At 56.2% G+C, this 25,843-nt stretch carries 24 protein-coding genes; 8 read left to right on the forward strand and 16 right to left on the reverse strand.

Annotation, left to right across the window (positions count from 1 at the left end; translation table 11 throughout):
• Nucleotides 1–113: 113 nt before the first annotated feature.
• Complete coding sequence (cysG, locus tag SK53_RS19000) at nucleotides 114–1,487, forward strand: siroheme synthase CysG (RefSeq protein ID WP_003861641.1); 1,374 nt, start codon at nucleotides 114–116, stop codon at nucleotides 1,485–1,487.
• A gap of 143 nt (nucleotides 1,488–1,630) precedes the next feature.
• Nucleotides 1,631–1,801: a YhfL family protein gene (locus SK53_RS19005; protein WP_003861638.1), complete on the forward strand. Its 171-nt coding sequence runs from the start codon at nucleotides 1,631–1,633 to the stop codon at nucleotides 1,799–1,801.
• A 72-nt stretch (nucleotides 1,802–1,873) separates the two neighbouring features.
• Here SK53_RS19005 and trpS read toward each other — a convergent pair whose 3' ends face one another.
• The 12 genes from trpS to pilM form a co-directional block, all read right to left on the reverse strand.
• Nucleotides 1,874–2,878, reverse strand: coding sequence for a tryptophan--tRNA ligase (gene trpS, locus SK53_RS19010; RefSeq protein ID WP_022651949.1), 1,005 nt, complete (start codon nucleotides 2,876–2,878; stop codon nucleotides 1,874–1,876).
• Entirely contained in the window at nucleotides 2,871–3,632 is a 762-nt protein-coding gene (gph, locus tag SK53_RS19015) for a phosphoglycolate phosphatase (RefSeq protein ID WP_032608044.1), read from the reverse strand. Before gph ends, trpS begins: the two co-directional genes overlap by 8 nt.
• A complete protein-coding gene (gene rpe / locus SK53_RS19020) occupies nucleotides 3,625–4,302 on the reverse strand; it encodes a ribulose-phosphate 3-epimerase (RefSeq protein ID WP_003861634.1) in 678 nt (225 codons plus the stop codon). Before rpe ends, gph begins: the two co-directional genes overlap by 8 nt.
• A 39-nt stretch (nucleotides 4,303–4,341) precedes the next feature.
• Nucleotides 4,342–5,154, reverse strand: a complete 813-nt coding sequence (gene dam, locus SK53_RS19025) for an adenine-specific DNA-methyltransferase (RefSeq protein WP_003861633.1) — start codon at nucleotides 5,152–5,154, stop codon at nucleotides 4,342–4,344.
• Between the two features lie 67 nt (nucleotides 5,155–5,221).
• On the reverse strand, nucleotides 5,222–6,526 hold the full coding sequence (gene damX / locus SK53_RS19030; RefSeq protein ID WP_003861632.1) for a cell division protein DamX: 1,305 nt from the start codon (nucleotides 6,524–6,526) through the stop codon (nucleotides 5,222–5,224).
• Nucleotides 6,527–6,618: 92 nt separating this feature from the next.
• Nucleotides 6,619–7,707 carry a 3-dehydroquinate synthase gene (gene aroB, locus SK53_RS19035; protein WP_003861631.1) on the reverse strand — a complete coding sequence of 363 codons (1,089 nt, stop codon included), beginning with the start codon at nucleotides 7,705–7,707 and terminating at the stop codon, nucleotides 6,619–6,621.
• Nucleotides 7,708–7,764: 57 nt separating this feature from the next.
• Nucleotides 7,765–8,286, reverse strand: coding sequence for a shikimate kinase AroK (gene aroK / locus SK53_RS19040; protein WP_003861630.1), 522 nt, complete (start codon nucleotides 8,284–8,286; stop codon nucleotides 7,765–7,767).
• 286 nt (nucleotides 8,287–8,572) lie between these two features.
• Nucleotides 8,573–9,811, reverse strand: a complete 1,239-nt coding sequence (gene hofQ, locus SK53_RS19050) for a DNA uptake porin HofQ (RefSeq protein ID WP_023314949.1) — start codon at nucleotides 9,809–9,811, stop codon at nucleotides 8,573–8,575.
• Nucleotides 9,723–10,127, reverse strand: a complete 405-nt coding sequence (locus SK53_RS19055; RefSeq protein ID WP_048209888.1) for a HofP DNA utilization family protein — start codon at nucleotides 10,125–10,127, stop codon at nucleotides 9,723–9,725. The genes hofQ and SK53_RS19055 overlap by 89 nt, the downstream gene beginning before the upstream one ends.
• Complete coding sequence (locus SK53_RS23960; RefSeq protein ID WP_022651950.1) at nucleotides 10,117–10,296, reverse strand: HofO family protein; 180 nt, start codon at nucleotides 10,294–10,296, stop codon at nucleotides 10,117–10,119. The genes SK53_RS19055 and SK53_RS23960 overlap by 11 nt, the downstream gene beginning before the upstream one ends.
• Nucleotides 10,297–10,572: 276 nt before the next feature.
• Nucleotides 10,573–11,064, reverse strand: a complete 492-nt coding sequence (locus SK53_RS19065) for a PilN domain-containing protein (RefSeq protein ID WP_023314951.1) — start codon at nucleotides 11,062–11,064, stop codon at nucleotides 10,573–10,575.
• Entirely contained in the window at nucleotides 11,064–11,837 is a 774-nt protein-coding gene (gene pilM, locus SK53_RS19070; RefSeq protein WP_045894715.1) for a pilus assembly protein PilM, read from the reverse strand. The genes SK53_RS19065 and pilM overlap by 1 nt, the downstream gene beginning before the upstream one ends.
• 120 nt (nucleotides 11,838–11,957) lie before the next feature.
• Between pilM and mrcA the strand changes: the two genes are divergently transcribed.
• Complete coding sequence (mrcA, locus tag SK53_RS19075) at nucleotides 11,958–14,510, forward strand: peptidoglycan glycosyltransferase/peptidoglycan DD-transpeptidase MrcA (RefSeq protein ID WP_003861623.1); 2,553 nt, start codon at nucleotides 11,958–11,960, stop codon at nucleotides 14,508–14,510.
• A gap of 94 nt (nucleotides 14,511–14,604) precedes the next feature.
• Here mrcA and nudE read toward each other — a convergent pair whose 3' ends face one another.
• Nucleotides 14,605–15,165, reverse strand: a complete 561-nt coding sequence (gene nudE / locus SK53_RS19080; RefSeq protein WP_048209889.1) for an ADP compounds hydrolase NudE — start codon at nucleotides 15,163–15,165, stop codon at nucleotides 14,605–14,607.
• 327 nt (nucleotides 15,166–15,492) lie between these two features.
• Between nudE and SK53_RS19090 the strand changes: the two genes are divergently transcribed.
• The 4 genes from SK53_RS19090 to hslO all read left to right on the forward strand — a co-directional run bounded on the left by SK53_RS19090 (nucleotide 15,493) and on the right by hslO (nucleotide 19,680).
• Nucleotides 15,493–17,631: an intracellular growth attenuator family protein gene (locus SK53_RS19090; protein WP_048209890.1), complete on the forward strand. Its 2,139-nt coding sequence runs from the start codon at nucleotides 15,493–15,495 to the stop codon at nucleotides 17,629–17,631.
• 64 nt (nucleotides 17,632–17,695) lie between these two features.
• Nucleotides 17,696–18,379, forward strand: coding sequence for a GMP/IMP nucleotidase (gene yrfG, locus SK53_RS19095; RefSeq protein WP_003861619.1), 684 nt, complete (start codon nucleotides 17,696–17,698; stop codon nucleotides 18,377–18,379).
• Nucleotides 18,376–18,777, forward strand: coding sequence for a ribosome-associated heat shock protein Hsp15 (gene hslR, locus SK53_RS19100; protein ID WP_003861618.1), 402 nt, complete (start codon nucleotides 18,376–18,378; stop codon nucleotides 18,775–18,777). Before yrfG ends, hslR begins: the two co-directional genes overlap by 4 nt.
• 24 nt (nucleotides 18,778–18,801) lie before the next feature.
• Nucleotides 18,802–19,680 (forward strand): Hsp33 family molecular chaperone HslO, encoded by an 879-nt coding sequence (gene hslO, locus SK53_RS19105; protein WP_023304550.1) that lies wholly within the window; start codon nucleotides 18,802–18,804, stop codon nucleotides 19,678–19,680.
• A gap of 122 nt (nucleotides 19,681–19,802) precedes the next feature.
• Here hslO and SK53_RS19110 read toward each other — a convergent pair whose 3' ends face one another.
• Nucleotides 19,803–21,560, reverse strand: a complete 1,758-nt coding sequence (locus SK53_RS19110) for a DUF4153 domain-containing protein (RefSeq protein ID WP_048209891.1) — start codon at nucleotides 21,558–21,560, stop codon at nucleotides 19,803–19,805.
• Nucleotides 21,561–21,935: 375 nt separating this feature from the next.
• Here SK53_RS19110 and pckA point away from each other — a divergent pair, with 375 nt between their 5' ends.
• On the forward strand, nucleotides 21,936–23,555 hold the full coding sequence (gene pckA / locus SK53_RS19115; protein WP_003861616.1) for a phosphoenolpyruvate carboxykinase (ATP): 1,620 nt from the start codon (nucleotides 21,936–21,938) through the stop codon (nucleotides 23,553–23,555).
• A 97-nt stretch (nucleotides 23,556–23,652) separates the two neighbouring features.
• On the opposite strand, the gene envZ is transcribed toward pckA, so the two are convergent.
• Together envZ and ompR are read right to left on the reverse strand one after the other, a co-directional pair.
• Nucleotides 23,653–24,999: a two-component system sensor histidine kinase EnvZ gene (gene envZ / locus SK53_RS19120; protein WP_003861615.1), complete on the reverse strand. Its 1,347-nt coding sequence runs from the start codon at nucleotides 24,997–24,999 to the stop codon at nucleotides 23,653–23,655.
• A complete protein-coding gene (ompR, locus tag SK53_RS19125) occupies nucleotides 24,996–25,715 on the reverse strand; it encodes an osmolarity response regulator transcription factor OmpR (protein ID WP_001157751.1) in 720 nt (239 codons plus the stop codon). The genes envZ and ompR overlap by 4 nt, the downstream gene beginning before the upstream one ends.
• Nucleotides 25,716–25,843 lie beyond the last annotated feature (128 nt).

Genomic DNA, 25,843 nt, shown 5'->3' on the forward strand with positions numbered 1-25,843 from the left:
AAGGCTTATGACCCCTTATGGGTAACGGCAGGAAAAACCGTATGTTCTGTACGATTCCTGCTGTTATCCTGACGTCAATTCTTCCCCCGCCATGAATGCTGTGAGGTAACGTCGTGGATCACCTGCCGATTTTTTGTCAATTACGCAACCGCGACTGCCTGCTCGTGGGCGGCGGCGATGTGGCTGAACGTAAGGCGCGCCTGCTGTTAGAGGCGGGCGCCCGACTGACCGTTAACGCCCTCACCTTCGCCCCACAGTTTGACGTCTGGGCGCAGGAAGGGATGCTCACGCAGGTGCAGGGCGAATTTGATGAATCCCTGCTGGATACCTGCTGGCTGACCATCGCCGCAACGGATAACGATGACGTTAACCAGCGCGTCAGCGACGCCTGCGAAGCGCGCCGCATCTTCTGTAACGTGGTGGATGCGCCGAAAGAGGCGAGCTTTATCATGCCATCCATTATCGACCGCTCGCCGCTGATGATTGCGGTATCGTCCGGTGGCCGCTCGCCCGTTCTTGCCCGTCTGCTGCGGGAAAAACTGGAAGCCGTGCTGCCGCAGCATCTTGGCCAGATTGCCCAATACGCCGGGCAGCTGCGTTCCCGCGTGAAGCAAACCTTCGCAACCGTGGGCGAACGCCGTCGCTTCTGGGAGAAGTTCTTTGTCAACGACAGGCTGGCGCAGTCGCTGGCCAATCAGGACGCCAAAGCCGTTGAAGAGACGACCGAACAGCTCCTGAGCGAGCCGCTGGACCATCGCGGTGAAGTGGTACTGGTGGGCGCAGGTCCCGGCGATGCGGGCTTGCTGACGCTGAAGGGTCTCCAGCAGATCCAGCAGGCGGACATCGTGGTGTATGACCGTCTGGTCTCTGATGACATCATGAATCTGGTGCGCCGCGATGCTGACCGCGTGTTCGTCGGCAAACGGGCAGGTTATCACTGCGTACCGCAGGAGGAGATCAACCAGATCCTGCTGCGGGAAGCGCAGAAAGGTAAGCGTGTGGTGCGTCTGAAAGGGGGCGATCCCTTTATCTTTGGTCGCGGCGGCGAGGAGCTGGAAACTCTCTGCAACGCGGGCATTCCATTCTCCGTGGTGCCGGGTATTACGGCGGCATCCGGCTGTTCTGCCTATTCCGGCATTCCGTTAACCCATCGCGACTATGCCCAGAGCGTGCGCCTGGTGACGGGCCACCTGAAAACCGGCAGCGAGCTGGACTGGCATAATCTGGCCGCTGAAAAGCAGACGCTGGTCTTCTACATGGGGCTAAATCAGGCAGCCACGATTCAGGCGAAACTGCTGGAGCACGGCATGGAAGCAGATATGCCGGTCGCACTGGTGGAAAACGGCACCGCCATTACGCAGCACGTGGTCGATGGCGTGCTGACGCAGCTGGGTGAGCTGGCGCAGCAGGTTCAAAGCCCGGCGCTGATCGTTGTTGGACGCGTGGTTGAGCTGCGCGAAAAGCTGAACTGGTTCTCAAACCACTAACCATAGTCTCTCTTCCTGGAGTAGTCCTTATGCGGACTACTCCCTTCATACCTCAGTCGATAACATACCGCCCGCATAATGGAACTTTTCCATTTATTCCCTCGTGTTACATCCAATTTTAGATTTTTAGACAAGGAATGCGTATGTTCAAACTGGCAAAAGCTGCCGTACTGGTCGGCCTGTTAACAACTCTGACGGCCTGCACCGGTCACGTTCAAAATACTAAAAATAATTGCAGCTACGATTACCTGCTGCATCCGGCGATCTCCATTTCGAAGATCATCGGCGGTTGCGGCCCGGCGGCACAGCAGTAAGCGTTTTTCAGGCGTAAAAAAACCGGGAATTTCCCGGTTTTTTTATTGAGTCCGTATTTGTCGGGTGGCGGCTTAAGGTTTCGCCACAAACCCAATCGCCTCGTACACCGCTGTCAGGGTTTCCGACGCGCGCGCGCTGGCTTTTTCTGCGCCCTCTTTCATCACTTTTTGCAGGAAAGCTTCGTCGTTACGGTAACGGTGATAGCGCTCCTGCAACTCGGTCAGCATGCCGGAAACGGCGTCTGCCACTTCGCCTTTCAGGTGGCCGTACATCTTGCCTTCAAAGTGTTTTTCCAGCTCAGGGATGCTCTGTCCGGTCACACCGGAGAGAATGTCCAGCAGGTTGGATACGCCCGCTTTGTTCTGCACGTCGTAGCGCACCACTGGCGGCTCATCGGAGTCGGTCACCGCACGCTTGAGCTTTTTCACCACCGATTTCGGATCTTCCAGCAGGCCGATAACGTTGTTGCGGTTATCGTCAGACTTGGACATCTTTTTGGTCGGCTCCAGCAGGGACATCACGCGCGCGCCGGATTTCGGAATAAACGGCTCAGGCACTTTGAACACGTCGCCGTAAAGCGCATTGAAGCGCTGGGCAATATCGCGGCTCAGCTCCAGGTGCTGCTTCTGGTCTTCACCCACCGGCACCTGGTTGGTCTGGTACAGCAGAATGTCGGCCGCCATCAGCACCGGATAGTCAAACAGACCGGCGTTGATGTTCTCAGAGTAGCGCGCAGACTTATCCTTGAACTGGGTCATGCGGCTCAGCTCGCCGAAATAGGTGTAGCAGTTCAGCGCCCAGCCCAGCTGCGCGTGCTCTGGTACGTGAGACTGAACGAAAATGGTGCTCTTCTCGGGATCGATACCGCACGCCAGGTACAGCGCCAGCGTATCGAGCGTTGCTTTGCGAAGCTTCTCTGGATCCTGACGCGCGGTGATAGCATGCAAATCCACGATGCAGTAAATGCAGTGGTAGTCATCCTGCATGCTCACCCACTGACGTAACGCACCCATGTAGTTACCAATGGTCAGTTCACCTGAAGGCTGTGCGCCACTAAAAACGATGGGCTTAGTCATTATTCAATTCCTGATGTTCACTGTGCGAGAGCCCGAGTGCGGGCAACAAATCTTTGAAGTGGTCGAACACAACGTCCGGCTCACTCAGCGTAATGGCTTCACCGTAGTTGTAGCCGTAGGTCAACCCAACCGACGGGCAACCTGCCGCTCTGGCAGCCAGAATATCATTGCGGGAATCCCCGACAAAGAGCAGCTCCGCAGGTGCTAAGGATAATTTTCCTGCCACCAGCAATAGCGGTTCCGGATGCGGCTTTTTATTCTGTACGTCATCGCCGCCCACAATCACGGAGAAGTATTTCGCGATATCCAGCGCTTCCAGCAGAGGCGCAACGAACGGTGTCGGCTTGTTAGTTACCAGCCCCAGCGGGATGCCTTTAGCATATAGCGCGCTCAGCGTTTCAGCGACATCCGGGAACAGGAAGCTGCCCTCTTCGACGGTCTCTTCGTAGAAACGGTCGAACAGTTTGCGCAGAATACGCTGCTGCTCATCCTGGGGAATATCCGCGTGGTCAACACTCGGTTTACCTTGCGCGGAACGCTGAGAGGCACGCTCCTGACGAGCCCAGGTCAGCGCGCGCTCCATCAGCACGTCTGCACCGTTACCAATCCACGTCACGACGCGCTCTTCGCCTGCAACGGGGAGTTCAAGGGCATACAGCGCCTGATCGACGGCGCTGGTTAATCCTGGCGCGCTGTCGACCAGCGTGCCGTCGAGGTCAAATGCTACACCCCGAATAGCCTGCAATTTATCCATGACTTACCTTCGCCAGTTCACGGCGCATTTCATCAATGACTTTTTTGTAATCCGGTTGATCGAAGATGGCGGAGCCTGCGACGAACATATCCGCCCCTGCCGCCGCAATCTCACCGATGTTATTGACCTTCACGCCGCCGTCCACTTCCAGACGAATATCATAGCCAGACTCATCGATACGGCGGCGCACTTCACGCAGTTTGTCGAGGGTCTGAGGGATAAATGACTGACCACCAAAGCCCGGGTTGACGGACATCAGCAGGATCACGTCCAGCTTGTCCATCACGTAGTCGAGATAGCTCAGCGGGGTCGCCGGGTTAAAGACCAGCCCCGCCTTACAGCCGTTCTCTTTGATCAGCTGTAGCGTGCGGTCAACGTGTTCGGAGGCTTCCGGGTGGAAAGTGATGATGCTGGCACCCGCCGCGGCGAAATCGGGTACGATGCGGTCAACCGGTTTCACCATCAGATGCACGTCAATGGGCGCGGTGATCCCGTAGTTACGCAGTGCTTTAAGCACCATCGGACCGATGGTCAGGTTGGGAACGTAGTGGTTATCCATAACGTCGAAATGGACGACATCCGCGCCAGCCGCGAGAGCTTTGGCAGTGTCTTCACCCAGGCGGGCAAAATCGGCCGACAGAATTGAGGGGGCAATCAAAAACTGTTTCATCCGCATCTCCTTGAAATGTGTTTACCGGCGGGCAAAGGCTCAGGGTCGATAAAGCGCCAGAAGTTCGTCCACCTTTTTACGTGTGCCGCCGTTGCTGCTAATGCTACGCCGCACTTTTACCTGAAAATGCTTCGCGGCTTTGTACCATTCGCGCGTATCAGGCGTGTCGTGATTCGAAATTAACACCGGAATTCTTTTGCTGACCAGCTTTTCCGCCATCTCAGCCAGACGAGCCTGCTCGGCCGGGCTGAAGCTATTGGTGTGGTAGGCGGTGAAATTTGCCGTGGCAGACAGCGGCGCGTAAGGCGGGTCGCAGTAGACCACCGAGTTTACGCCCGCCAGCTCCATGCACTCTTCATATGAGAGACAGTAGAACTCGGCATTCTGTGCTTTTTCAGCAAAGTGATACAGCTCGTCCTGCGGGAAATAGGGACGCTTATAGCGGCCAAACGGCACGTTAAACTCGCCACGCAGATTATACCGGCACAGACCGTTGTAGCCATGGCGGTTGAGATAAAGAAACAACAGCGCGCGACGGAACGGATCCTGGCTTTGATTAAACTCAGCGCGGAACTGATAGTAGACGTCCGGGTTGTTGTTCTCTGGCGTAAACAGCTTCCGTGCCTCTTCCACATACTCATCGGTACGCAGTTTGACGATGTTATAGAGGCTAATAAGGTCGCTGTTGATATCCGCCAGGATATAACGAGAAAAATCGGTATTCAGGAACACCGATCCAGCACCCACGAAGGGCTCGATAAGACACTCGCCTTTCGGCAGGTGCTTTTTAATATCGTCGAGCAGGGGGTATTTCCCCCCTGCCCATTTCAGAAAAGCGCGATTTTTTTTCATGCTGACTAACTGATTACACCTTCTCCGGCTGTGGAGAAAGCTCCGACAGCATCCTGCGCTTTAAACATTACTTCAGATCGGCCTGCACCTGATGAATCGGCTTCGCCCACGGGTTTTTCGCCTGCACGTCGGCTGGCAGCGTGGAAACGGCACGTTTTGCTTCATCTTTGGAAGCATAAATACCACTCACCAGCACATACCACGGTTGACCGTTACGGGTCGTCTGATAAACCACGTAGTTTTTCAGATTCGATTTCTTCGCCCAGGCGTTGAGGTTGTCATAGTTAGACGAACTGCTCAGCTGAAGGGTGTAGTTGCTGGAAGAGGCCGACTGCAAAGAACCCACGTTGCCCGTCGTTTTACCTGGCGAAGCGCCCGTTTTGGCTGCGGGAGCCGCAGGTGTTGTTGCAGCAGGTGTTGTTGCAGCAGGCGCCGCTGTGGTCGCCGTCGCTTTCGGAGCAGCGGTTGCCGCAGGCGTTGGCGCTTTAACCGGCTGGCTCACCGCAGGTTTTGTCTGCGCTGGCGCTTTCGTTTCTGGCGCTTTTGCCACGGCCTGTGGTTTCGTCTCACGCTTCGGCTCAATCACAGCCTGCTTACGCTCCTGGCGTGGTGCAGTCTGCGTCTGGCGCGGTTTGGTTTCCGTTGCCGCCGTCTGCTGCTGGGCATTGCTGCCATGAACTGGCGCAACGGTGGCTGGTTCAGTTGGCAGCGTGGAGTTCACCACGGCAGCGTTAACCTGTTCCTGATTCTGCGGCTGCATCAGCGCGTTGTTCAGATCGCCCTGAACCTCAACACGCTGCTGGCCTTCAGGCGTAGCTGGCGCCTGGCCCTGAGTCGGGGTAGAAGAGACAGGCGGCAGAGAGATATCCTGACCGGCGCTGGTGTTGCCTGCGGTCTGCTCTGCGGAAGTGGTGCCCGGCGCAGGCTGAGCGCCATTCGCCTGGTTGCTCGCATCGTTACCAGACAGGTCGATGCTCTTCTCGGCAGACGCGGTCTGCTCGGTAGAATGGGTAGAAGGGGCTTTTAGCGCGGAACCAATGCCGACAATCAGCAATACCAGCACCAGAACGCCAAGGCCCATCATGATGTACTGACGGGAGGCCGGTTTTGCCGCTACCGCTTTTTTACGCTTGCGCGGTCGACGTTCAACAGGCTGTTCATCCATTAACTCTTCTTCGGATTCAAACTCCTCGTCTTCACGCTCATTGCGCGCGTTGCGGCTACGCGAAGGGCGACGATCGTCTGCATCCAGATCGACATCGTCAAAGTTGATCTGCGGCTCGTTATCACGTTCTGAAGATTGACGAGAACGACCAGTACGACGATCGCTGGGATCGGGTTTCAGCTCGTCTTCTGGTTTGAATTCATCCATTTAACACCCCACTCAAAGGCTTCTGCCAACGACTCTGCATTAACCTGAAGCTAAAACGACCACCTGTTACAGCGGTCTGACCTTTCTAGTTGTTACGCTTGCTGACAATCAGCAATAGCGCCAAGTACGACTTCGTGCGGCACTCCGCCGCGCACTTCACTTTTCCCTATTGCAAGCGGGAGTACCAGACGCATCTCACCTGCTAATACTTTTTTATCGCGCATCATGTGGGGAAGGTACGCCTGCGCAGACATTTCCTGCGGACCACTTACCGGCAAGCCAGCACGTTTAAGCAACGCGATGATACGTGCTGTCTCTTCCGGCCTGAACTGCCCCAAACGTTCAGAGGCACGCGCCGCCATAACCATTCCGGCAGCGACAGCTTCACCGTGAAGCCAGTTACCGTAGCCCATTTCGGCTTCGATCGCATGACCAAACGTATGCCCCAGATTCAGTAAAGCACGTAAGCCGGTTTCACGCTCATCTGCGGCAACGACTTCTGCTTTCAGCTCACAACAACGGCGAATACAGTAGGCCATTGCCTGCCCGTCGAGGCGCAGCAGCGCATCCATATTCTCTTCCAGCCAGGTGAAGAACTCCCCGTCAAGAATAATGCCGTATTTGATCACTTCTGCAAGGCCGGACGCCAGTTCGCGCGCTGGCAAGGTTTTCAGACAGTCGAGATCCACCACCACCGAGGCGGGCTGGTAGAACGCGCCAATCATGTTTTTGCCGAGCGGATGGTTAACCGCCGTTTTACCGCCCACAGAAGAATCGACCTGTGAGAGCAACGTGGTTGGAATTTGAATAAAGCGCACGCCGCGCTGGTAGCTGGCGGCTGCAAAACCGGTCAGATCGCCCACAACGCCGCCGCCCAGGGCAAGCAGTGTTGTATCACGACCGTGCGGTTTTTGCAGAAGTGCGGTAAAGACGGTATCCAGTACCGTCAGGCTTTTGTACTGCTCGCCATCGGGCAGAATCACACTGTCGACCTTCACGCCCGCCTGCTCAAGCAGGTGACGTACACGGTCGAGATAAAGCGGAGCCAGCGTCTCGTTGGTGACCAGCATCGCCTGATCACCCGCTTTCAGTGGTAAGAAGGAAGCTGGGTCGTTAAACAAACCAGCCGCGATGGTGATAGGGTAACTACGTTCCCCGAGAGTAACTGTAATCCTCTCCATGACGCGACATCCACCTTAAATGCTTTTACCCGCAGGCGAGTGTATATATAGCCAGAATCAGTTGCTTTCCAGCATATGAATAATCTGGTTTGCAACCACTTTAGCGCTTTGATCGTCAGTACGAATGGTCACATCAGCAATCTCTTCGTACAGAGGATTGCGTTCATCGGCCAAAGCTTCCAGAACTTCACGTGGCGGTGTTTCAACCTGCAACAACGGGCGCTTTTTATCACGCTGCGTGCGTGCCAGCTGTTTTTCGATGGTCGTCTCAAGATAGACCACTACGCCACGGGCGGAGAGACGGTTGCGGGTTTCGCGAGATTTTACAGAGCCGCCGCCAGTTGCCAGCACAATGCCCTGTTTTTCCGTGAGTTCGTTGATCACTTTTTCTTCTCGGTCACGGAAACCTTCTTCGCCTTCTACGTCGAAGACCCAGCCCACATCCGCTCCGGTTCGTTTCTCAATCTCTTGATCAGAATCGTAAAATTCCATATTGAGTTGTTGAGCTAACTGACGCCCAATAGTGCTTTTGCCGGCACCCATAGGCCCAACCAGAAAGATATTGCGTTTCTCTGCCATTTTTTCGGTACTACTAAGACTATTCGTTAATGGTAATCCCCGCTGCGCAGACACCCGGCGTAGCAGGACATGAACTGAAACCTCATTTGCAATAGAGCGAGAGTCAGACGAAAAATTATCTCAATACTCCGGCTTGTTTGGCAACTGATTAAATCACCGTTCCCGGCGCATAAGGAAATAAGACGTAAGTCCAACTCAAATCGGTACTCCTTGTATGCTAATTCATGCCCCACGTCAAACATCTGCAACAAACTGAATGCAAAATCATTGCGGGGATCGTTACCCATTACTGAATACTGACCAGACGTGGCGTGATAAACACCACTAACTCGCGCCGTTCGTTATCTTTTCCGTCATGGCGGAACAGCTGACCCAGCCACGGAATGTTGCCCAGCACGGGCACGCTGTCGCGTCCGGTTTTATTCTTTTGCGAAAAGATCCCGCCCAGCGCGAGCGTTTCCCCACTTTTTACCTCAACCTGCGTTTCGATCTCCTGCTTATCGATCGCCAGCGTTTCGCCGTCTGCCTGTTGCAGCACCTGGCCGGGCATATTTTCACTGATATGCAATTTCAGGCGCACACGACCACCCGGCAGAACCACCGGCGTGACCTCCATGCCTAATACCGCTTCTTTAAATTCAACGGATGTCGCCCCGCTCTCGCCGCTGGAAACCTGATACGGAATTTCGCTGCCCTGCTTGATGCTGGCCGGCTGCATGTGCGATGCCAGCAGCCGCGGGCTGGCGATGATATCCACCTGCTGCTTTTGCTCAAGCGCCGACAACTCAAGATCCAGCATCCTGCCGTTGATGCGCCCGATGTTAAACCCTGCGTGGGTGGTCGCACTGGCCACCGACAGGTCCGCACCCAGCGTCGTGACCTGACCCACTTTACTGGCCTCCGTTGCGTCAGCGAGGTTCCATTTCACCCCCAGTTCACGCAGGCTTTTTTCACTGATGGTCACAATCTGCGCCGCCAGTTCCACCTGCTCGACGGGCAGATCCATCTGCACAGCCCAGCGCTGGAGCATATCCACCACCGTCTGGTTATCCCTGACCAGGAAACGGTTGGTGCGCTTGTCGACGGAGAGACTGCCTTTCGGGCTTAAGAGCTTTTCCGCCGCTTTTTGCAATTCGGCCGCATCCGCATAAGCAAACGGAATGCTGTGAGAGTGCAGCGGGGCGTCGAGCAGACGCTGGGCCCGCTCCTGCTCTTTACGCGTCTGTTGCTCCCGTTGCCAGGCCGCCGTATGCACATAAAAAATGCCGCCCTCTTCCCGCAATACCAGCCCGGCGCTGTTCACTACCGTCTGAAGCGCCTGCCTCCAGGGCACCCGCGTTAAATTCAGCGAAAGCGAACCGCTGACATCCGGCGACACCACCAGATTGCGATCCTCCTGCGCTACCAGCGCCTGTAATATTTGCACCACCGGGACATCATCCACCAGCAGGGTGACCGGTTTTGGCGTCGCGGCCCACAGGGGCTGGCTGAGTACCGCCAGTAACAGCCCTATCCTTATCTTCACTTTTTTTCGTTCCTTCTCGTTGCCATGTCCATCGCTTCGGCTCGCACATATCGCCGACATCAACGGTCAGTTGTTGTCTATCTATCGCGCACACCCGCCAGCCTGTCGGTAACCGCATCTGCGTTTTTACCCGGTGCCAGCGTTTCTGCCCGTCCTGCATAAGGCCGATATCCCTGCTGCCGCTGACTATCCCCTGATACCGCCACTGGCTGAGCTGCCCGGCTGCGCAACGCTCTTCCGGCACAGAGAAGGGATCCCGCATCCCGGTCAGGAAAAGCGGAGAAAGCAGGATGACTAAACGGGCTTTACTGCGCATGACCGATCTCCAGTTGCAGGCTGAGGCGTAACTGTTTGCCCTGTGGGATGATGGAAAACGCACTCACCCGCACGTTCTCAAGCGCCAGCCGGGAAAAGAGCGCCGGAACCGCGCCCCATGAGGCATCCAGCGCCAGCTCTCCCCCACTCTGCTGCGGCTTCCAGTACACCAGCCTTGCGTCCTCACGCTGAAATGCCAGGGGAGAAAAGGGCCGCGAGGGCGTCACTTGCGTAAACACTGCTTGCCGTCCGGCCTCTGGCCACAGCGAGGCGTTGATTCGCTTCGCACTGATGGCCTGCGCCTGAACATCGGCGTAACGCAGAGCAGCGGGCCTGAGCAGCAGTCCCCAAATTGCCCACGCAACAAGCCCCGACGCGATCAACCAGCAAAGGACGCGCCGGGAAGGACGTGCATCAGCCCAGCGTTGATACCAGATACCCACCGGCTACCTCCGGCTATGCAGTTTAAAAGAGAACATCCATCGCCCCAGGCTATCCTGTTGCAGTTCGCCTGCCGGTCCGGGGTTAAATCCCGTCACCCTTTTCAGCGCATCGGTCATGGCTGCGAGCGCTGGCAGTGAAGTGGTATAGCCGGTCAGGGTCAGCGAGGGTGGCTGATAACGCAGCGCCGTCAGCCACGCCTGCCGGGGCATTGCGCTGGCAAGCGATTCCAGCGCGGGTTGCCAGGCCGGATCAGACGGCGGCGAAGGGGTTTTCAGCCCCGCTGACTGCGGCTGACGGGCTCTCAATACTTTCTGCACCGCCCGAGTCCCCGCCAGTTCGCTCTGCAACGCCTGTAACGCGAGAGACTGCGTCGCCCGCAGACTGAAACCACCCGCCAGCATCACCAGCAATGAGGCGGCAAACAGCAGCCCCCAGAAACGCAGGCGCTGATTACGTTGCTGCCGACGCCAGGGTAAAAGATTGGGCATGCTCATTACGGCGCCTCGCTCATGGCCAGCGCCAGGGCGACGGTGTAATCAGCACCGCATTCCGGCAGCGGCGGCTGGCACAGCGTCACCGCTTCCCAGGGATCGCGGGCAGCATCAAACACGGCGATATCAGAAGAAGAAAGCGCAAGCAGCGCCGCCAGTTCATTCACCGTCGCCGCTTCTGTGGTGTAACGCCGCCCCCACTGGTGACGCATCGCCCATAGCCACTGGTGTTGATCTCTCCAGGCGACGCACCGGGCGGGGGCAACAGCAGAGAGAAGATTAGCCAGCGCGCCGGCATCCGGGGCGATTGCTGCCAGACGCAAACGCAGCGCGTTCGCCAGCGTCAACAGGGTATCGACTTCTCTGTTTTGCGCTGCGGTAACCTGAAAAGTGTTGCTGAACGTATCCTGCGCGTAGTCAAAGCAGAGCGTATCGGCGGGCATCTCCAGCTCACGCGCTAATGCGGCGCCTACCCAGGTGAGCTGTTCGCTGTCACGCAAGGTAACGGATGGACGGGGCAACGCGCGTTGCAGAACGCGCGTTGCCGGAAATGAGAGGAATACCCGATGCGAGTGCGGCAATGTTTTCCGCCAGCCACGTAATGCGTTAACCAGCTCTTCTGGCTTAAGTATTTTGCCTTCCCCGATAACGCCGTCCGACAGCGGCACCGCCCACCAGCGCCGTAAACGCCATCCGGCCCGCTCTCTGGTCAGCGCTACCGCAACCACCTTATCCTGTTGAATATGAACACCTGCTTGCCACGTTTTAAAAGCCATGCTTCACGATCTCCTTATCGCCCGTCGGAGTGACGGCTATATCAATGAATCAGGCTTGCCTTTATACTACCGCGCGATTGTTTAGAAACTGCCCAGGCTAAACCAAATGGGAAATCTCCGGTGAAGTTCGTAAAGTATTTATTGATCCTTGCAGTCTGTTGCATTCTGCTGGGAGCAGGCTCGATTATTGGTTTGTACAAATATGTCGAGCCGCAACTCCCTGATGTCGCCACGCTTCGTGATGTGCGGCTTCAGATCCCTATGCAGGTCTATAGCGCCGATGGTGAACTGATGGCGCAATACGGCGAGAAACGTCGTATCCCACTGACCTTAAATCAAATTCCACCCGTGATGGTGAAGGCTTTTATCGCCACCGAGGACAGCCGTTTTTACGAGCACCACGGTGTCGATCCGGTCGGTATTTTCCGTGCGGCAAGCGTGGCGCTGTTCTCCGGTCATGCCTCTCAGGGGGCAAGTACCATTACCCAGCAGCTGGCGCGTAACTTCTTCCTCAGCCCGGAAAAGACGCTGATGCGTAAGATCAAAGAGGTGTTCCTCGCGATCCGCATTGAGCAACTGCTGAGCAAAGACGAGATCCTTGAGCTTTACCTCAACAAGATCTATCTGGGCTACCGCGCCTATGGCGTAGGGGCTGCGGCTCAGGTCTATTTTGGTAAGCCGATCGATCAGCTCACGCTGAGCGAAATGGCGACCATTGCCGGCCTGCCAAAAGCGCCATCCACCTTTAACCCGCTCTACTCGCTGGACCGCGCCACCGCGCGCCGTAACGTGGTGCTGTCGCGTATGTTGAGCGAAGGCTATATCAGCCAGTCTGAGTACGATAAGGCGCGCAGCGACGTTATTGACGCCAATTACCATGCGCCGGAAATCGCTTTCTCTGCCCCGTATCTCACTGAAATGGTTCGCCAGGAGATGGTGAGTCGCTACGGTGATAAAGCGTATGAAGATGGTTATCGCGTCTATACCACCGTGACCCGCAAGGTGCAGCAGGCTGCCCAGCAGGCGGTGCGTAATAACGTGATGGATTACGATATGCGTCACGGCTACCGCGGCCCGTCCAACGTGCTGTGGAAAGTGGGTGAAGGCGCATGGGACAGTAAAAAAATCACGGATTCCCTGAAAGCGCTGCCGACCTATGGCCCGCTGCGTCCGGCGGTCGTCACCCAGGCCGATCCACAGGAAGCGGTGGCGATGATGGCCGATGGCACATCCGTTTCGCTGCGCATGGAGGGTGTCCGCTGGGCGCGTCCATACCGTTCTGACACCCTTCAGGGGCCAACGCCACGTAAAGTGACCGATGTCGTACAAACCGGACAACAAATCTGGGTGCGTCAGGTCGGTGATGCCTGGTGGCTGGCGCAGGTGCCGGACGTAAACTCTGCGCTGGTCTCCATCAATCCGCAGAACGGCGCCGTGATGGCGCTGGTTGGCGGGTTCGATTTCAACCAGAGCAAATTTAACCGCGCGACCCAGGCGCTGCGTCAGGTTGGTTCTAACATCAAACCATTCCTGTATACCGCGGCGATGGATAAGGGGCTGACTCTCGCCAGCATTCTCAACGACGTGCCAATTTCCCGCTGGGATGCCGGTGCGGGCTCTGACTGGCAGCCGAAGAACTCTCCGGCGCAATACGCTGGCCCTATCCGTCTGCGTCAGGGCCTTGGCCAGTCGAAGAACGTGGTCATGGTTCGCGCGATGCGTGCGATGGGCGTGGATTATGCGGCAGAGTATCTGCAACGCTTCGGCTTCCCGGCGCAAAACATCGTTCATACTGAATCTCTGGCGCTCGGCTCCGCGTCCTTTACGCCGCTCCAGGTTGCGCGTGGCTATTCGGTGATGGCGAACGGCGGCTTCCTGGTCGATCCGTATTTCATCAGCAAAATCGAGAACGATCAGGGCGGCGTACTGTTTGAAGCGAAACCGAAAATTGCCTGCCCTGAATGCGATATTCCGGTGATTTACGGCGACACGCCAAAATCCAATGTCCTGGAAAACAAGGATATGGAAGATGTGGCGATCTCTCAGGAACGTCAGAATCTGGCGGTGCCGCAGCCTCAGCTGGAACAGGCCAATCAGGCGCTGGTCGCCCAGAGTGGCGCGCAGGAGTACGCCCCGCACGTGATCAGCACGCCGCTGTCGTTCCTGATTAAGAGCGCACTGAACACCAACATCTTTGGCGAACCGGGCTGGCAAGGCACCGGCTGGCGAGCGGGCCGCGATTTGCAGCGCCACGACATCGGCGGCAAAACCGGGACAACCAACAGTTCAAAAGATGCCTGGTTCTCAGGTTATGGCCCGGGCGTTGTCACCTCGGTCTGGATTGGTTTTGACGATCACCGCCGCACTCTGGGGCGCACAACCGCTTCTGGCGCGATTAAAGATCAGATTTCCGGTTACGAGGGTGGGGCTAAGAGTGCGCAACCGGCCTGGGATGCTTACATGAAGGCCGCTCTCGAGGGCGTGCCGGAGCAGCCGCTAACGCCTCCGCCGGGCATTGTCACGATCAATATTGACCGCAGCACTGGACAGCTCGCGAATGGCGGTAATAGCCGTGCCGAGTATTTCATCGAGGGTACGCAGCCAACCACGCAGGCGGTGCATGAGGTGGGTACAGAGATCATTGATAACGGCGAGACGCACGAACTGTTCTGACGCCAACTAAAAAGCCGGGTGGCGACTACGCCTGACCCGGCCTACAACATCAATGCAAAACGGCAACCTTCGGTTGCCGTTTTTAATGGTGGCGCTACAAACGACCCTGCCCCTTCAGCCACTCTCGTACCAGGAACAGTGCGCTCACGTTGCGTGCCTCGTTAAAGTCAGGATCTTCCAGCAAATCCATCAGATGAGCCAGCGGCCAGCGAACCTGCGGCAGCGGTTCCGGCTCGTCTCCTTCCAGCGATTCAGGATAGAGACCTTCCGCGACAACGATGTTCATTTTGCTGGAGAAATAGGACGGCGCCATGCTCAGCTTTTTCAGGAACGTCAGCTCTTTCGCGCCAAAACCGACCTCTTCTTTCAGCTCCCGGTTTGCCGCTTCAAACACCGTTTCGCCCGGATCGATCAGTCCTTTGGAGAAGCCCAGCTCGTAGGATTCAGTGCCCACGGCGTATTCACGAATGAGGATCAGGTGCTCGTCGACGATAGGCACTATCATCACCGCTTCACGCGAGGAGGGGCGCATACGCTCATAAACACGACGCACACCGTTGCTGAACTCCAGATCCACGCTTTCGACATTAAACAGACGCGATTTCGCGACGGTTTCAACATTCAGAATGGTGGGCTTTTGTAAGGGTTTGGTCATCTTGACGGGTCTTTGCTGGGTGAACTGGCTTTATTGTGCGATACGCCGCACGGTTTCGGCAATGTCAATTGCTCTTTATTTACATTTATGCAACGTAATTGAATGCGATTCTCATTTCAAAACAAATGTCAAGAGGTTGAAATGTTTCCAGGAATTTGCTGATATCGCGCCGGAACAGGCTTTGTTATCATTACCGGTCACTGGGATGCGCGTCAACATGCTCAAGTTAGACTCCATACTTGCCGATAGCCGACCACAGAATCTCATTCATTGTACAAAAGGTGCGACTGACAACACCTGTAAGAAGATAAGTAAGATGGGGAAAGCATGAGCACCATTTTGATTTTTCTCGCTGCTGTGCTGGCCTGCGCGTCGATTGCGGTGTGGGTATTCAGGCGCCGCGTACATCGCCGTTATCGGCTGCCCTTTTTAAACGCGTTCGCCGGGGCAAACACGCGCAAGCTTTCGCCAGAGGAACGCAGCACCGTTGAGCAGTATCTCGACACGCTGAACCGATCCCGGCTTTCGCCTGGCCCTACCGGCGCCAGCACCGCCCCCGTATCGCTCAACCTTAACGCCCAAAGCGACACCGTTCTGTGCGTGACGCGCTCCATTACCCGCTACGGCATCACAACCGACGATCCCAATAAATGGCGTTACTATCTCGACTCTGTTGAAGTGCACCTGCCTCCCTTCTGGGAACAGTATATCAACGACGAAAACAGCGTCGAGCTCATCCATACCGATACGCTGCCGCTGGTTATCTCCCTTAATGGTCATACTCTGAGCGAATATGTTCAAGAAGCGCCACGCTTTGCGCTGGAACGCGCGAGCGGAACGCAGGCCTCTATTCGTGGTGAAGAGACAGAGCAGATTGAACTGCTCAACATCCGCCAGGAAACGCATGAAGAGTACGTCCTGAGCCGCCCGGATGGCATTCGCGAAGCGGTGTTGATTGTCGCCTCGTTCCTGCTCTTTTTCATCTGCCTGCTGACGCCGGACGTGTTTGTTCCGTGGCTCGCGGGTGGCGCAGTACTGCTTCTGGCCGCCGGGCTGTGGGGCATATTTGCCCCGCCGGCAAAAACGTCATTACGCGAAATTCACTGCCTGCGCGGAACCCCAAAACGCTGGGGACTGTTCGGTGAGAACGATCAGGAACATATCAACAATATCTCGCTCGGGATCATCGATCTTATCTATCCACGCCACTGGCAGCCGTGGATTGCGCAGGACCTGGGCCACAAAACGGATATTGATATCTATCTCGACCGCCACGTTGTACGCCAGGGGCGCTACTTATCCCTGCACGACGAAGTGAAAAACTTCCCGCTTCAGCACTGGCTTCGCAGCGCGGTGATTGCCGGTGGCGCCGCGTTAATCTTCCTCATGCTGCTGCTTTTCGTGCCGCTGGATATGCCAATTAAATTTACCCTGTCATGGATCAAAGGGGCGCAAACCGTGGAAGCCACCAGCGTACAGCAGCTCGAAGAAGCGGGTGTACGCGTGGGAGATACGTTGCGCCTCAAAGGCACCGGGATGTGTAATATCCACTCACCGGGTGCCTGGAACACGCGCCAGAACTCGCCGTTCGCGCCGTTCGACTGCTCTCAGATCATCTGGAATGACGCCTCTCCGCTGCCGCTGCCGGAATCGGATGTGGTCAATAAGGCCACTGCGCTCACCCAGACGATTAATCGCCAGCTCCATCCAAAACCGGATGATGATTCTCGCGTCAGCCCTGCCCTGCGTTCGGCTATTCAGAAGTCGGGCATGGTGCTGCTGGATGACTTTGGCGAAATCGTCCTGAAAACCGAGGATCTCTGTTCCGCCCAGGATGACTGTATCCGGCTGAAGAACGCGCTCGTCAACCTCGGCAACAGCAAAGACTGGGACGCGCTGGTGAAACGCGCCGAAGCGGGACGCCTGGACGGTGTGAACGTGCTTCTGCGTCCGGTCAGCGCCGAGTCGCTGGATAATCTGGTGGCGACCTCTACCGCCCCCTTCGTGATGCGTGAAACCACCCGTGCCGCCCAGGCGCTTAACAGCCCGGCGCCGGGCGGTTTTGTGATTGCCAGCGATGAAGGCAGCGACCTGGTGGATCAACCTTATCCGCAGGTTTCGCTGTATGACTATCCTGCCCAGGAGCAGTGGAGCGAATTCCAGCGTCTGGCGCAGATGCTGATGCAGACGCCATTCAGCGCGGAAGGGATCGTCACCACCCTCTTCACCGACGCCAACGGCACGCGTCATATTGGCCTGCACCGTATGCCGGATAGCGCTGGCCTGTGGCGCTATATAGGGACATCCCTGCTGCTGATTGCGATGCTGGCGTGCATCGTCTGGAACGGTTATCAGGCCGTACGCCGCTATCAGCGTTCCCGCACGCGGCTGGCAGAAATCCAGGCCTACTACGAAAATTGCCTTAACCCGAAACTGATCTCCTCTTCTGAGAGCCTGATCGGATAACGTCCCTGCGCGACAAGTTGTGCTACCCTGTCGCGCACGTTTCTTCTGGCTGGAGTTCCCCCTTATGCATCTTAATATCGACTGGCAGGCGGTCGATACCGTCCTGCTTGATATGGACGGCACGCTGCTTGATCTCGCCTTTGATAACTATTTCTGGCAAAAGCTGGTCCCGGAAACTTACGGTGAACAGCAGGGGATCTCCCCGGCAGAAGCGCAGGAATTCATTCGTTCGCAATATAGCGCGGTGCAGCATACGCTAAACTGGTACTGTCTTGACTACTGGAGCGAGCGACTCGGTTTGGATATTTGTGCCATGACCACCGCCCAGGGCGCACGCGCCGTACTGCGCGAAGATACGGTCCCGTTCCTGGACGCGCTGAAAGCCTGCGGTAAGCGCCGTATTTTGCTGACAAATGCGCATCCCCATAACCTGGCCGTGAAGCTGGAACATACCGGGCTTGCTTCACACCTTGATTTATTGCTTTCCACCCACACATTTGGTTATCCGAAAGAGGATCAGCGGTTGTGGCATGCCGTGGTGGAAGAGACCGGTTTACAGCCGGAACGCACGCTGTTCATTGACGACAGCGAGCCGATTCTGGATTCTGCGGCCGCTTTTGGCATTCGCTATTGTCTGGGCGTGACCAATCCGGATTCCGGCCTGGCTGAAAAAAGCTATCTACGACATCCGGGGCTGAACGACTATCGCCGGATGATCCCCTCACTCACCGTGAAGGAGACGCCATGAAAGAAAAACCCTCTGATGGGGTAAGACTGGATAAATGGCTGTGGGCCGCCCGTTTTTACAAAACGCGCGCCCTTGCCCGTGAAATGGTTGACGGCGGAAAGGTGCATTACAACGGTCAGCGCAGCAAACCGAGCAAGCTGGTTGAACTGAATGCCACGTTAACGCTTCGCCAGGGCAACGATGAGAAAACGGTGGTGGTGAAAGCCATTACCGAGCAGCGGCGGCCCGCAACCGAAGCCGTTTTGCTGTATGAAGAGACGGCCGAAAGCATAGAGAAGCGCGAGAAAACCGCGCTGGCGCGCAAAATGAACGCGCTAACTATGCCTCACCCGGACCGGCGACCGGATAAAAAAGAGCGCCGCGATCTGATGAAATTTAAACACGGTGAGAGCGAGTAACCCTCACCTGCACGAGAGATGAAAATGGCCCAACACGACCAATTACACCGCTATCTGTTTGAACAATTCGCCGTGCGCGGCGAGCTGGTCACCGTATCCGAAACCTGGAAACAGATTCTGGAAAACCACAACTACCCGCTGCCGGTGAAAACCCTGTTGGGCGAACTGCTGGTTGCCACCAGCCTGCTGACCGCCACGCTGAAGTTCGCTGGCGATATTACCGTTCAGTTGCAGGGTGATGGCCCGATGTCGCTGGCGGTGATCAACGGTAATAACCAGCAGCAAATGCGCGGCGTGGCGCGCGTTCAGGGCGATATCCCTGAAAATGCGGATCTGAAAACGCTGGTCGGAAATGGCTACCTGGTTATCACGATTTCGCCTGAAGAGGGTGAGCGCTATCAGGGCGTTGTCGGTCTGGAAGGCGATACGCTTGCCGCCTGCCTGGAAGATTACTTCATGCGTTCCGAACAGCTGCCAACCCGTCTGTTCATCCGCACCGGTGAAGTGGATGGTCAGCCTGCTGCCGGTGGTATGCTGCTTCAGGTTCTGCCTGCGCAGGATGCGCAGACCAATGATTTCGAGCATCTGGCAACGCTGACGGAAACCATCAAAGCGGAAGAGCTGTTCACCCTGTCGGCGACCGACGTGCTGTGGCGTCTGTACCACGAAGAAGAAGTGACGGTTTACGATCCGCAGGATGTGGAATTTAAGTGCACCTGCTCTCGCGAGCGTTGTGCCGGCGCCCTGAAAACGCTGCCGGATGAAGAGATCGACAGCATCATGGCGGAAGACGGTGAGATCGATATGCACTGTGATTACTGCGGTACGCACTACGTGTTTAATTCGATGGATATCGCGGAGATCCGCAATAACGCCTCTCCGGCGGATCCGCAGGTTCACTAAGCTCTGAGCCTGATGCCCGGCGGCGCTATGCTCGCACGGGCCTACAATGAATTGTGCAATTTTTTGATATGATTGCTAATTGTAGGCCGGGTAAGCGTAGCGCCACCCGGCAAGAAAAAGCACTAACGCCACTGCGCATTATTGTAACTGTCGTAGCTCATATCGACACGCTCCCCAAAAATCTCAATATCCGCCCAGGGCTTCACGACAGATTTCACTTTCCTCTGCCTTAATGCGCGGTCAAGTTCTCCTCTGGTCAATGCCTCCGGCATTTTCCACGCGTCCCCGGCGATCCTCCAGCCCGTGTTAGTTTGTGTGTAAGCCACGATCGTGCGATCGGTAAATTGAAATAGCACGGCTTCCGGCTTGCCGTCGCTGTTAAGATCCAGCGGCATAAGTAAACAGTTACTCTGGGCGCTATCGCAGCTCTCGAAGCGATACTGATTGCTGAGCATGGCTTGCCACAATGTCTTATCAGGATGAGCCATTCCCGGTGCGAGCTGGACCTGTTTTTCCAGCATCGCGGCGGTCATCTTACCTGCTCCGCCAGCATTCCTGGAGAGAAGACCATTTATTTCACGCTGGCGTTTTGGGTTAGAGATAAACTGCGGATCGTTTTGCAGCGTGAGCATCGCCTCCCGCCCCTTTCGTCCAGCGTTACTGAGCATATACAGGCTGACTTGATCCGCAGTTATTCTGCCGTCCTGATAGCGGGCCATATGGCTTGCAACACTTATTCGCCACGGATCCAGCACGGGGGTATGGACCAACGCCAGGAAAATGAGGGAAAGCAGCCCGGTCGCCGGGATGACGTACGCATGGATCTTCTGCGGTTCACGGCGCTGAATCAGAGCGCTGGCGCAAAAACCGATCGCCCAGACCAGCGCCACGATGGTTATCAATACCCCGTACAGACGCTCGGGTGACCAGCCGTATTGCGAAATGCGTAGCCACAGCGCCCACCCCGCCAGAACCGGATACGCGGGTACGATAGCCACAGCGAGGCGAATCATCCCTCGCAGCGGGGCATAGTAAGGCAGTGTTTGACGCTGTGGATGCCACACTATCGTCACCAGGAATAACAGCAGCAGCGCTAAGGTGGTCAGCAAGCCCGCGGCGGATATTCTGGCTGAAATGGATTCAAAGCCGACAAAAGGCAACGCGCCAATAAAGAGCAGCGCCAGCGCCGCCATCAGGGGAAGCAGACCGGTGGCGATGAGGGTCAGCAGATTTTGCAGGGCAAAGATTAACCTTACCTGCATGCGCGTGAGCACGGCCGCACTGGCTGAAACCACGCCAATCGCCACTGAAATAAATCCGTCAGAATGAAAGAAAAGCCGATCAAAAAAGCCGATGCCGATAAGTTCGAAAAGCTCGGCCCAGAGGAAAAGCACCAGCCAGAAGAGACCATTCGAAACAAAAATAATGAGCAGTGTCAGCGCGTTATGCCAGTTTCGTTGATAAAAGTCGCTGTAGAACGAGGTAGTCGGGACGGGATCCAGACGCCGCTGAAGCCATGGCAACACGAACAGCGTCATCAGCAGCAGATGAAAGCCGAAAACGAGCATCTCATCTCTGAGATTCCAGCTTTCGAGTCCTGCAACGCTCCACTTAAGCCAGCCGCCCATACCCGCGACTGCCGCGCCGATCATCCCGAGTGACAGCCACAAAAATGGCTTTCTGAATGACGTCATGGCAAGAGACAACGTGGTTGTCATTACCACGGTGGCAGGTACTACACACATCAGCCACAGCGTATCCGATGGCAATTTTGCGTACTCGATATACCACGTGATTACATAGCAAATTACGCCCTGTAGAGCCCCCGCCAGCACGACGGCTACGCGCGTTAAAGCGGATAACGTCTCACGGTTTTCCATTTCTCATCCCTTGTTCATGAAAATCTATTGTCTCATCAAAGCAAAACTCTGGCCCCCACCTCAAACTCTGAAAATAGCTGACCCAAGAGACCTGAATCGTTTTCCCAGTGTAACCCTTACGTAATTTTCTTACATGTATGCGATTACATTCACATTCTTCTGGATAAATTCACCAGAGATTAACCTTTTAAGAACATTTTCCCCATCCAAAAAGCGATTCCTGCGATAATCTGCCCGCCCTGTGACTGGAGTCGCAGCGTTTTCCGTTAGTAAGGGTTTTGACCAGATACGTAAATCTATGAGCCCCGTCGCGGTTAACATCCTCAGAAAAACCCTACAATTTCAGGCAGTACATATTGGCTAAGGAGCAGTGATATGCGTGTTAATGGTTTAACCCCGCAAGATCTCAAGGCTTATGGTATTCACGACGTCCAGGAAGTGGTCTACAACCCCGATTACGATACGCTGTATCAGGAAGAGCTCAATCCGGCACTGGAAGGATACGAGCGTGGTGTGTTGACGAACCTGGGTGCTATCGCCGTCGATACGGGTATTTTTACCGGTCGTTCGCCGAAAGATAAGTATATCGTCCGAGATGACACCACCCGCGATACGCTGTGGTGGGCTGATAAGGGCAAAGGTAAGAACGATAACAAACCGCTCTCCCCGGAAACCTGGCAGCATCTGAAAGGACTTGTCACCCATCAGCTTTCCGGCAAGCGTCTGTTTATTATTGATGCGTTCTGCGGCGCTAACGCCGACACCCGTCTCTCCGTACGATTTATCACCGAAGTGGCCTGGCAGGCGCATTTTGTGAAGAACATGTTCATTCGTCCAACCGATGAAGAACTGCAAGACTTCACCCCTGACTTTATCGTGATGAACGGCGCGAAATGCACCAACCCGCAGTGGAAAGAGCAGGGTCTGAACTCCGAAAACTTTATCGCCTTCAACCTGACCGAGCGTATCCAGCTGATCGGCGGTACCTGGTACGGCGGCGAAATGAAGAAAGGGATGTTCTCGGTCATGAACTACCTGCTGCCGTTGCGCGGTATCGCCTCCATGCACTGCTCGGCGAACGTCGGGGAAAAAGGCGATGTAGCAGTGTTCTTCGGCCTTTCCGGCACCGGTAAAACAACGCTGTCCACCGATCCAAAACGTCGTCTGATTGGCGACGATGAACATGGCTGGGATGATGACGGCGTGTTTAACTTTGAAGGCGGCTGCTACGCGAAGACCATTCGCCTGTCGGAAGAGGCAGAGCCGGATATCTACCACGCGATTCGCCGCGATGCGCTGCTGGAAAACGTCACCGTGCGTGCCGATGGCTCTATCGACTTCGACGATGCCTCGAAAACGGAAAACACCCGCGTCTCTTACCCGATCTACCACATCGAGAACATCGTCAAGCCGGTATCGAAGGCGGGTCACGCCACGAAGGTGATTTTCCTGACCGCGGATGCATTCGGCGTGCTGCCACCGGTTTCCCGCCTGACCGCCAGCCAGACGCAGTACCATTTCCTCTCCGGCTTTACCGCTAAACTGGCGGGTACCGAGCGCGGTGTGACCGAGCCAACCCCAACCTTCTCCGCCTGCTTCGGCGCGGCGTTCCTGTCGCTGCACCCAACGCAGTACGCGGAAGTGCTGGTGAAACGCATGCAGGCATCCGGCGCCCAGGCATACCTGGTAAACACCGGCTGGAACGGTACGGGCAAACGTATCTCCATCAAAGATACACGCGCCATCATCGACGCGATTCTGGATGGTTCGCTGGATAACGCCGAGACCTTTACGCTGCCGATGTTCGATCTGGCGATCCCAACAGCGCTGCCGGGCGTGGATACGCGTATCCTGGATCCGCGTAACACCTACGGTTCACCGGAACAGTGGCGTGAGAAGGCTGAATCGCTGGCGAAACTGTTTATCGAAAACTTCGAGAAGTATACCGACACCCCGGCGGGTGCTGCGCTGGTGAGTGCGGGACCGAAGCTGTAGGTAAAAGCAAAAAGGCAACGAAAGTTGCCTTTTTTAATGTTTTTTCCCTCTCCCCGTGGGAGAGGGCCGGGGTGAGGGCATCAGGCCCCACCCTTTTTTAACTCTCTTTCACCTGACCCCGTAAAACCGGCACCGGTAACCACGCACGAATGCTCAAACCACCCCGCTCGCTGGTGCCAATTTCCAGCAGTCCGTTATGGTTATCAACAATACGCTGCACAATCGCCAGGCCTAAGCCGGTTCCGCTGGTGCTGCGCGCGCTGTCGCCGCGCACAAATGGCTGGAACAGGTGCTTACGCTGCTCAGGCTTGATGCCCGGGCCATCGTCTTCCACCTGGAACCAGGCGCGGTTGAGTTCCGTACCGCTGCTGACTTTGATCCAGCCGTTGCCGTAGCGCGCCGCGTTGACCACCATATTCGCCACCGCGCGTTTAATGGAGAGCGGGTGCATACGTACCTGAATCTCACCTGCCTGAAGGTCGGTCGCAATTTCACGTTCGTAGCCGCTTTCGGCAGCAACCACTTCGCCCAGAACCGCATTCAGATCCGCCATCTCCATCGGCATCTCCTGCCCGGTGCGCAGGTAGTCGATAAACTGCTCGATGATGGCGTTACACTCTTCGATATCCTTGTTGATGGACTCTGCAAGATAACCATCCTGCTCGCCCATCATCTCCGTCGCCAGCCGGATACGCGTCAGGGGCGTGCGAAGGTCATGGCTGACCCCGGCCATCAGCAGCGTACGGTCGTCCGCCAGCTGTTTAACGCCTGCCGCCATGTGGTTAAACGCACGCGTTACCGAGCGCACTTCCGATGCGCCATACTCGCGCAGCGGCGGTGGGATAATACCTTTACCGACCTGTAATGCCGCATGCTCCAGGTCGACCAGCGGTCGGTTCTGGATGCGAATAAACAGCCATGCGCCGCCGATGGCCAGCAGCATGATCGCCAGGGTGTATCGGAACAGCGGTGAGAAGTCGCCCTGATGAATCTCGGTGAGCGGAACACGCACCCAGATGTTGGGTGACAGCCAGGTTTTCAGCCAGACAACCGGCGAGCTTTTATTGACCTCAACGCGCACTTCCGTCGGGCCGCCAAGCTGCTGCGCCATCTGCTGGCTGAGGAATTCATAGTGCTGCGCCCAGCGCAGGCCAGCATCTTCCGCCGCTTCGTTCGAGTAGAGAGAAATGCCCAGCTCACGGTAGATTTCCCGACGGAACGCCGGGGGAACAACCAACTGCGTGCCGTCCTCCAGTTGCAGTTTGTCGGTCATCAGCATACGCACTTCGTATGCCAGCACCTTATTAAACTGCTGAAGGCTCGGCAGGATTGCAAAGTTCAGCACCACCAGGTAGGTCGTCACCAGACTGACAAACAGCAGGGTGACGATCAATAACAGCGTGCGGGCAAACGAACTTCGCGGCGAGAAGCGCATTCGCCTCATGCTTTAGAGCCGTCCGGGACAAACACGTAGCCCAGACCCCAAACGGTCTGAATATAACGAGGATGCGCCGGATCTTCTTCCACCATGCGACGCAGACGAGAGATCTGCACGTCGATAGAACGCTCCATCGCGGAGTATTCACGACCACGCGCCAGGTTCATCAGCTTGTCACGGGAGAGCGGCTCACGCGGGTGGCTGACCAGCGCTTTCAGCACCGCGAACTCACCGCTGGTGAGCGGCATTGGCTCATCTTCACGGAACATCTCACGGGTGCCGAGGTTCAGCTTGAACTTACCGAATGCAATGACGGCCTCTTCCTGAGATGGCGCGCCCGGCAGTTCGTTCGCCTGACGACGCAGCACGGCGCGAATACGCGCCAGCAGTTCACGCGGGTTAAACGGCTTTGGAATGTAGTCATCAGCGCCAATCTCAAGGCCGACAATACGGTCGACTTCTTCACCCTTCGCCGTCACCATGATGATCGGCATCGGGTTGCTCTGGCTGCGCAGACGGCGGCAAATAGAGAGCCCGTCTTCGCCAGGCAGCATCAGGTCCAACACCATCAGGTGGAAAGATTCACGCGTCAGCAGACGATCCATCTGTTCCGCGTTCGCGACGCTACGAACCTGGAAGCCCTGCTCGGTCAGATAACGTTCCAGCAGCGCACGCAGGCGCATGTCGTCATCTACGACCAGAATTTTGTAGTTCTCTTGCATTGTGTGTACTCCCAAAGGTTCGGATAAGCCTGGAACAGCGTATTCTAAAAAAGTGCACGGGTTCGACCAGCAAATTCTGGTATAAATTCTAGACGAAATTGTTACAAAGCATATTTAACAGCAGCTTA

It is taken from the genome of Enterobacter sp. MGH119 (assembly GCF_001037675.1).
Classification (GTDB): domain Bacteria; phylum Pseudomonadota; class Gammaproteobacteria; order Enterobacterales; family Enterobacteriaceae; genus Enterobacter; species Enterobacter hormaechei_C.

Bases quoted from the DNA above. Each gene is read 5' to 3' on its own strand.
- SK53_RS19065 (WP_023314951.1), bottom strand. From the start codon at position 11,064: ATGAGCATGCCCAATCTTTTACCCTGGCGTCGGCAGCAACGTAATCAG.
- SK53_RS19090 (WP_048209890.1), top strand. From the start codon at position 15,493: ATGAGCACCATTTTGATTTTTCTCGCTGCTGTGCTGGCCTGCGCGTCG.
- SK53_RS19005 (WP_003861638.1), top strand. From the start codon at position 1,631: ATGTTCAAACTGGCAAAAGCTGCCGTACTGGTCGGCCTGTTAACAACT.
- damX (WP_003861632.1), bottom strand. From the start codon at position 6,526: ATGGATGAATTCAAACCAGAAGACGAGCTGAAACCCGATCCCAGCGAT.
- trpS (WP_022651949.1), bottom strand. From the start codon at position 2,878: ATGACTAAGCCCATCGTTTTTAGTGGCGCACAGCCTTCAGGTGAACTG.
- aroB (WP_003861631.1), bottom strand. From the start codon at position 7,707: ATGGAGAGGATTACAGTTACTCTCGGGGAACGTAGTTACCCTATCACC.
- envZ (WP_003861615.1), bottom strand. From the start codon at position 24,999: ATGAGGCGAATGCGCTTCTCGCCGCGAAGTTCGTTTGCCCGCACGCTG.
- SK53_RS19055 (WP_048209888.1), bottom strand. From the start codon at position 10,127: ATGCGCAGTAAAGCCCGTTTAGTCATCCTGCTTTCTCCGCTTTTCCTG.
- aroK (WP_003861630.1), bottom strand. From the start codon at position 8,286: ATGGCAGAGAAACGCAATATCTTTCTGGTTGGGCCTATGGGTGCCGGC.
- pilM (WP_045894715.1), bottom strand. From the start codon at position 11,837: ATGGCTTTTAAAACGTGGCAAGCAGGTGTTCATATTCAACAGGATAAG.
- rpe (WP_003861634.1), bottom strand. From the start codon at position 4,302: ATGAAACAGTTTTTGATTGCCCCCTCAATTCTGTCGGCCGATTTTGCC.
- dam (WP_003861633.1), bottom strand. From the start codon at position 5,154: ATGAAAAAAAATCGCGCTTTTCTGAAATGGGCAGGGGGGAAATACCCC.
- gph (WP_032608044.1), bottom strand. From the start codon at position 3,632: ATGGATAAATTGCAGGCTATTCGGGGTGTAGCATTTGACCTCGACGGC.
- SK53_RS19110 (WP_048209891.1), bottom strand. From the start codon at position 21,560: ATGGAAAACCGTGAGACGTTATCCGCTTTAACGCGCGTAGCCGTCGTG.
- pckA (WP_003861616.1), top strand. From the start codon at position 21,936: ATGCGTGTTAATGGTTTAACCCCGCAAGATCTCAAGGCTTATGGTATT.
- nudE (WP_048209889.1), bottom strand. From the start codon at position 15,165: ATGACCAAACCCTTACAAAAGCCCACCATTCTGAATGTTGAAACCGTC.
- yrfG (WP_003861619.1), top strand. From the start codon at position 17,696: ATGCATCTTAATATCGACTGGCAGGCGGTCGATACCGTCCTGCTTGAT.
- hslR (WP_003861618.1), top strand. From the start codon at position 18,376: ATGAAAGAAAAACCCTCTGATGGGGTAAGACTGGATAAATGGCTGTGG.
- hslO (WP_023304550.1), top strand. From the start codon at position 18,802: ATGGCCCAACACGACCAATTACACCGCTATCTGTTTGAACAATTCGCC.
- ompR (WP_001157751.1), bottom strand. From the start codon at position 25,715: ATGCAAGAGAACTACAAAATTCTGGTCGTAGATGACGACATGCGCCTG.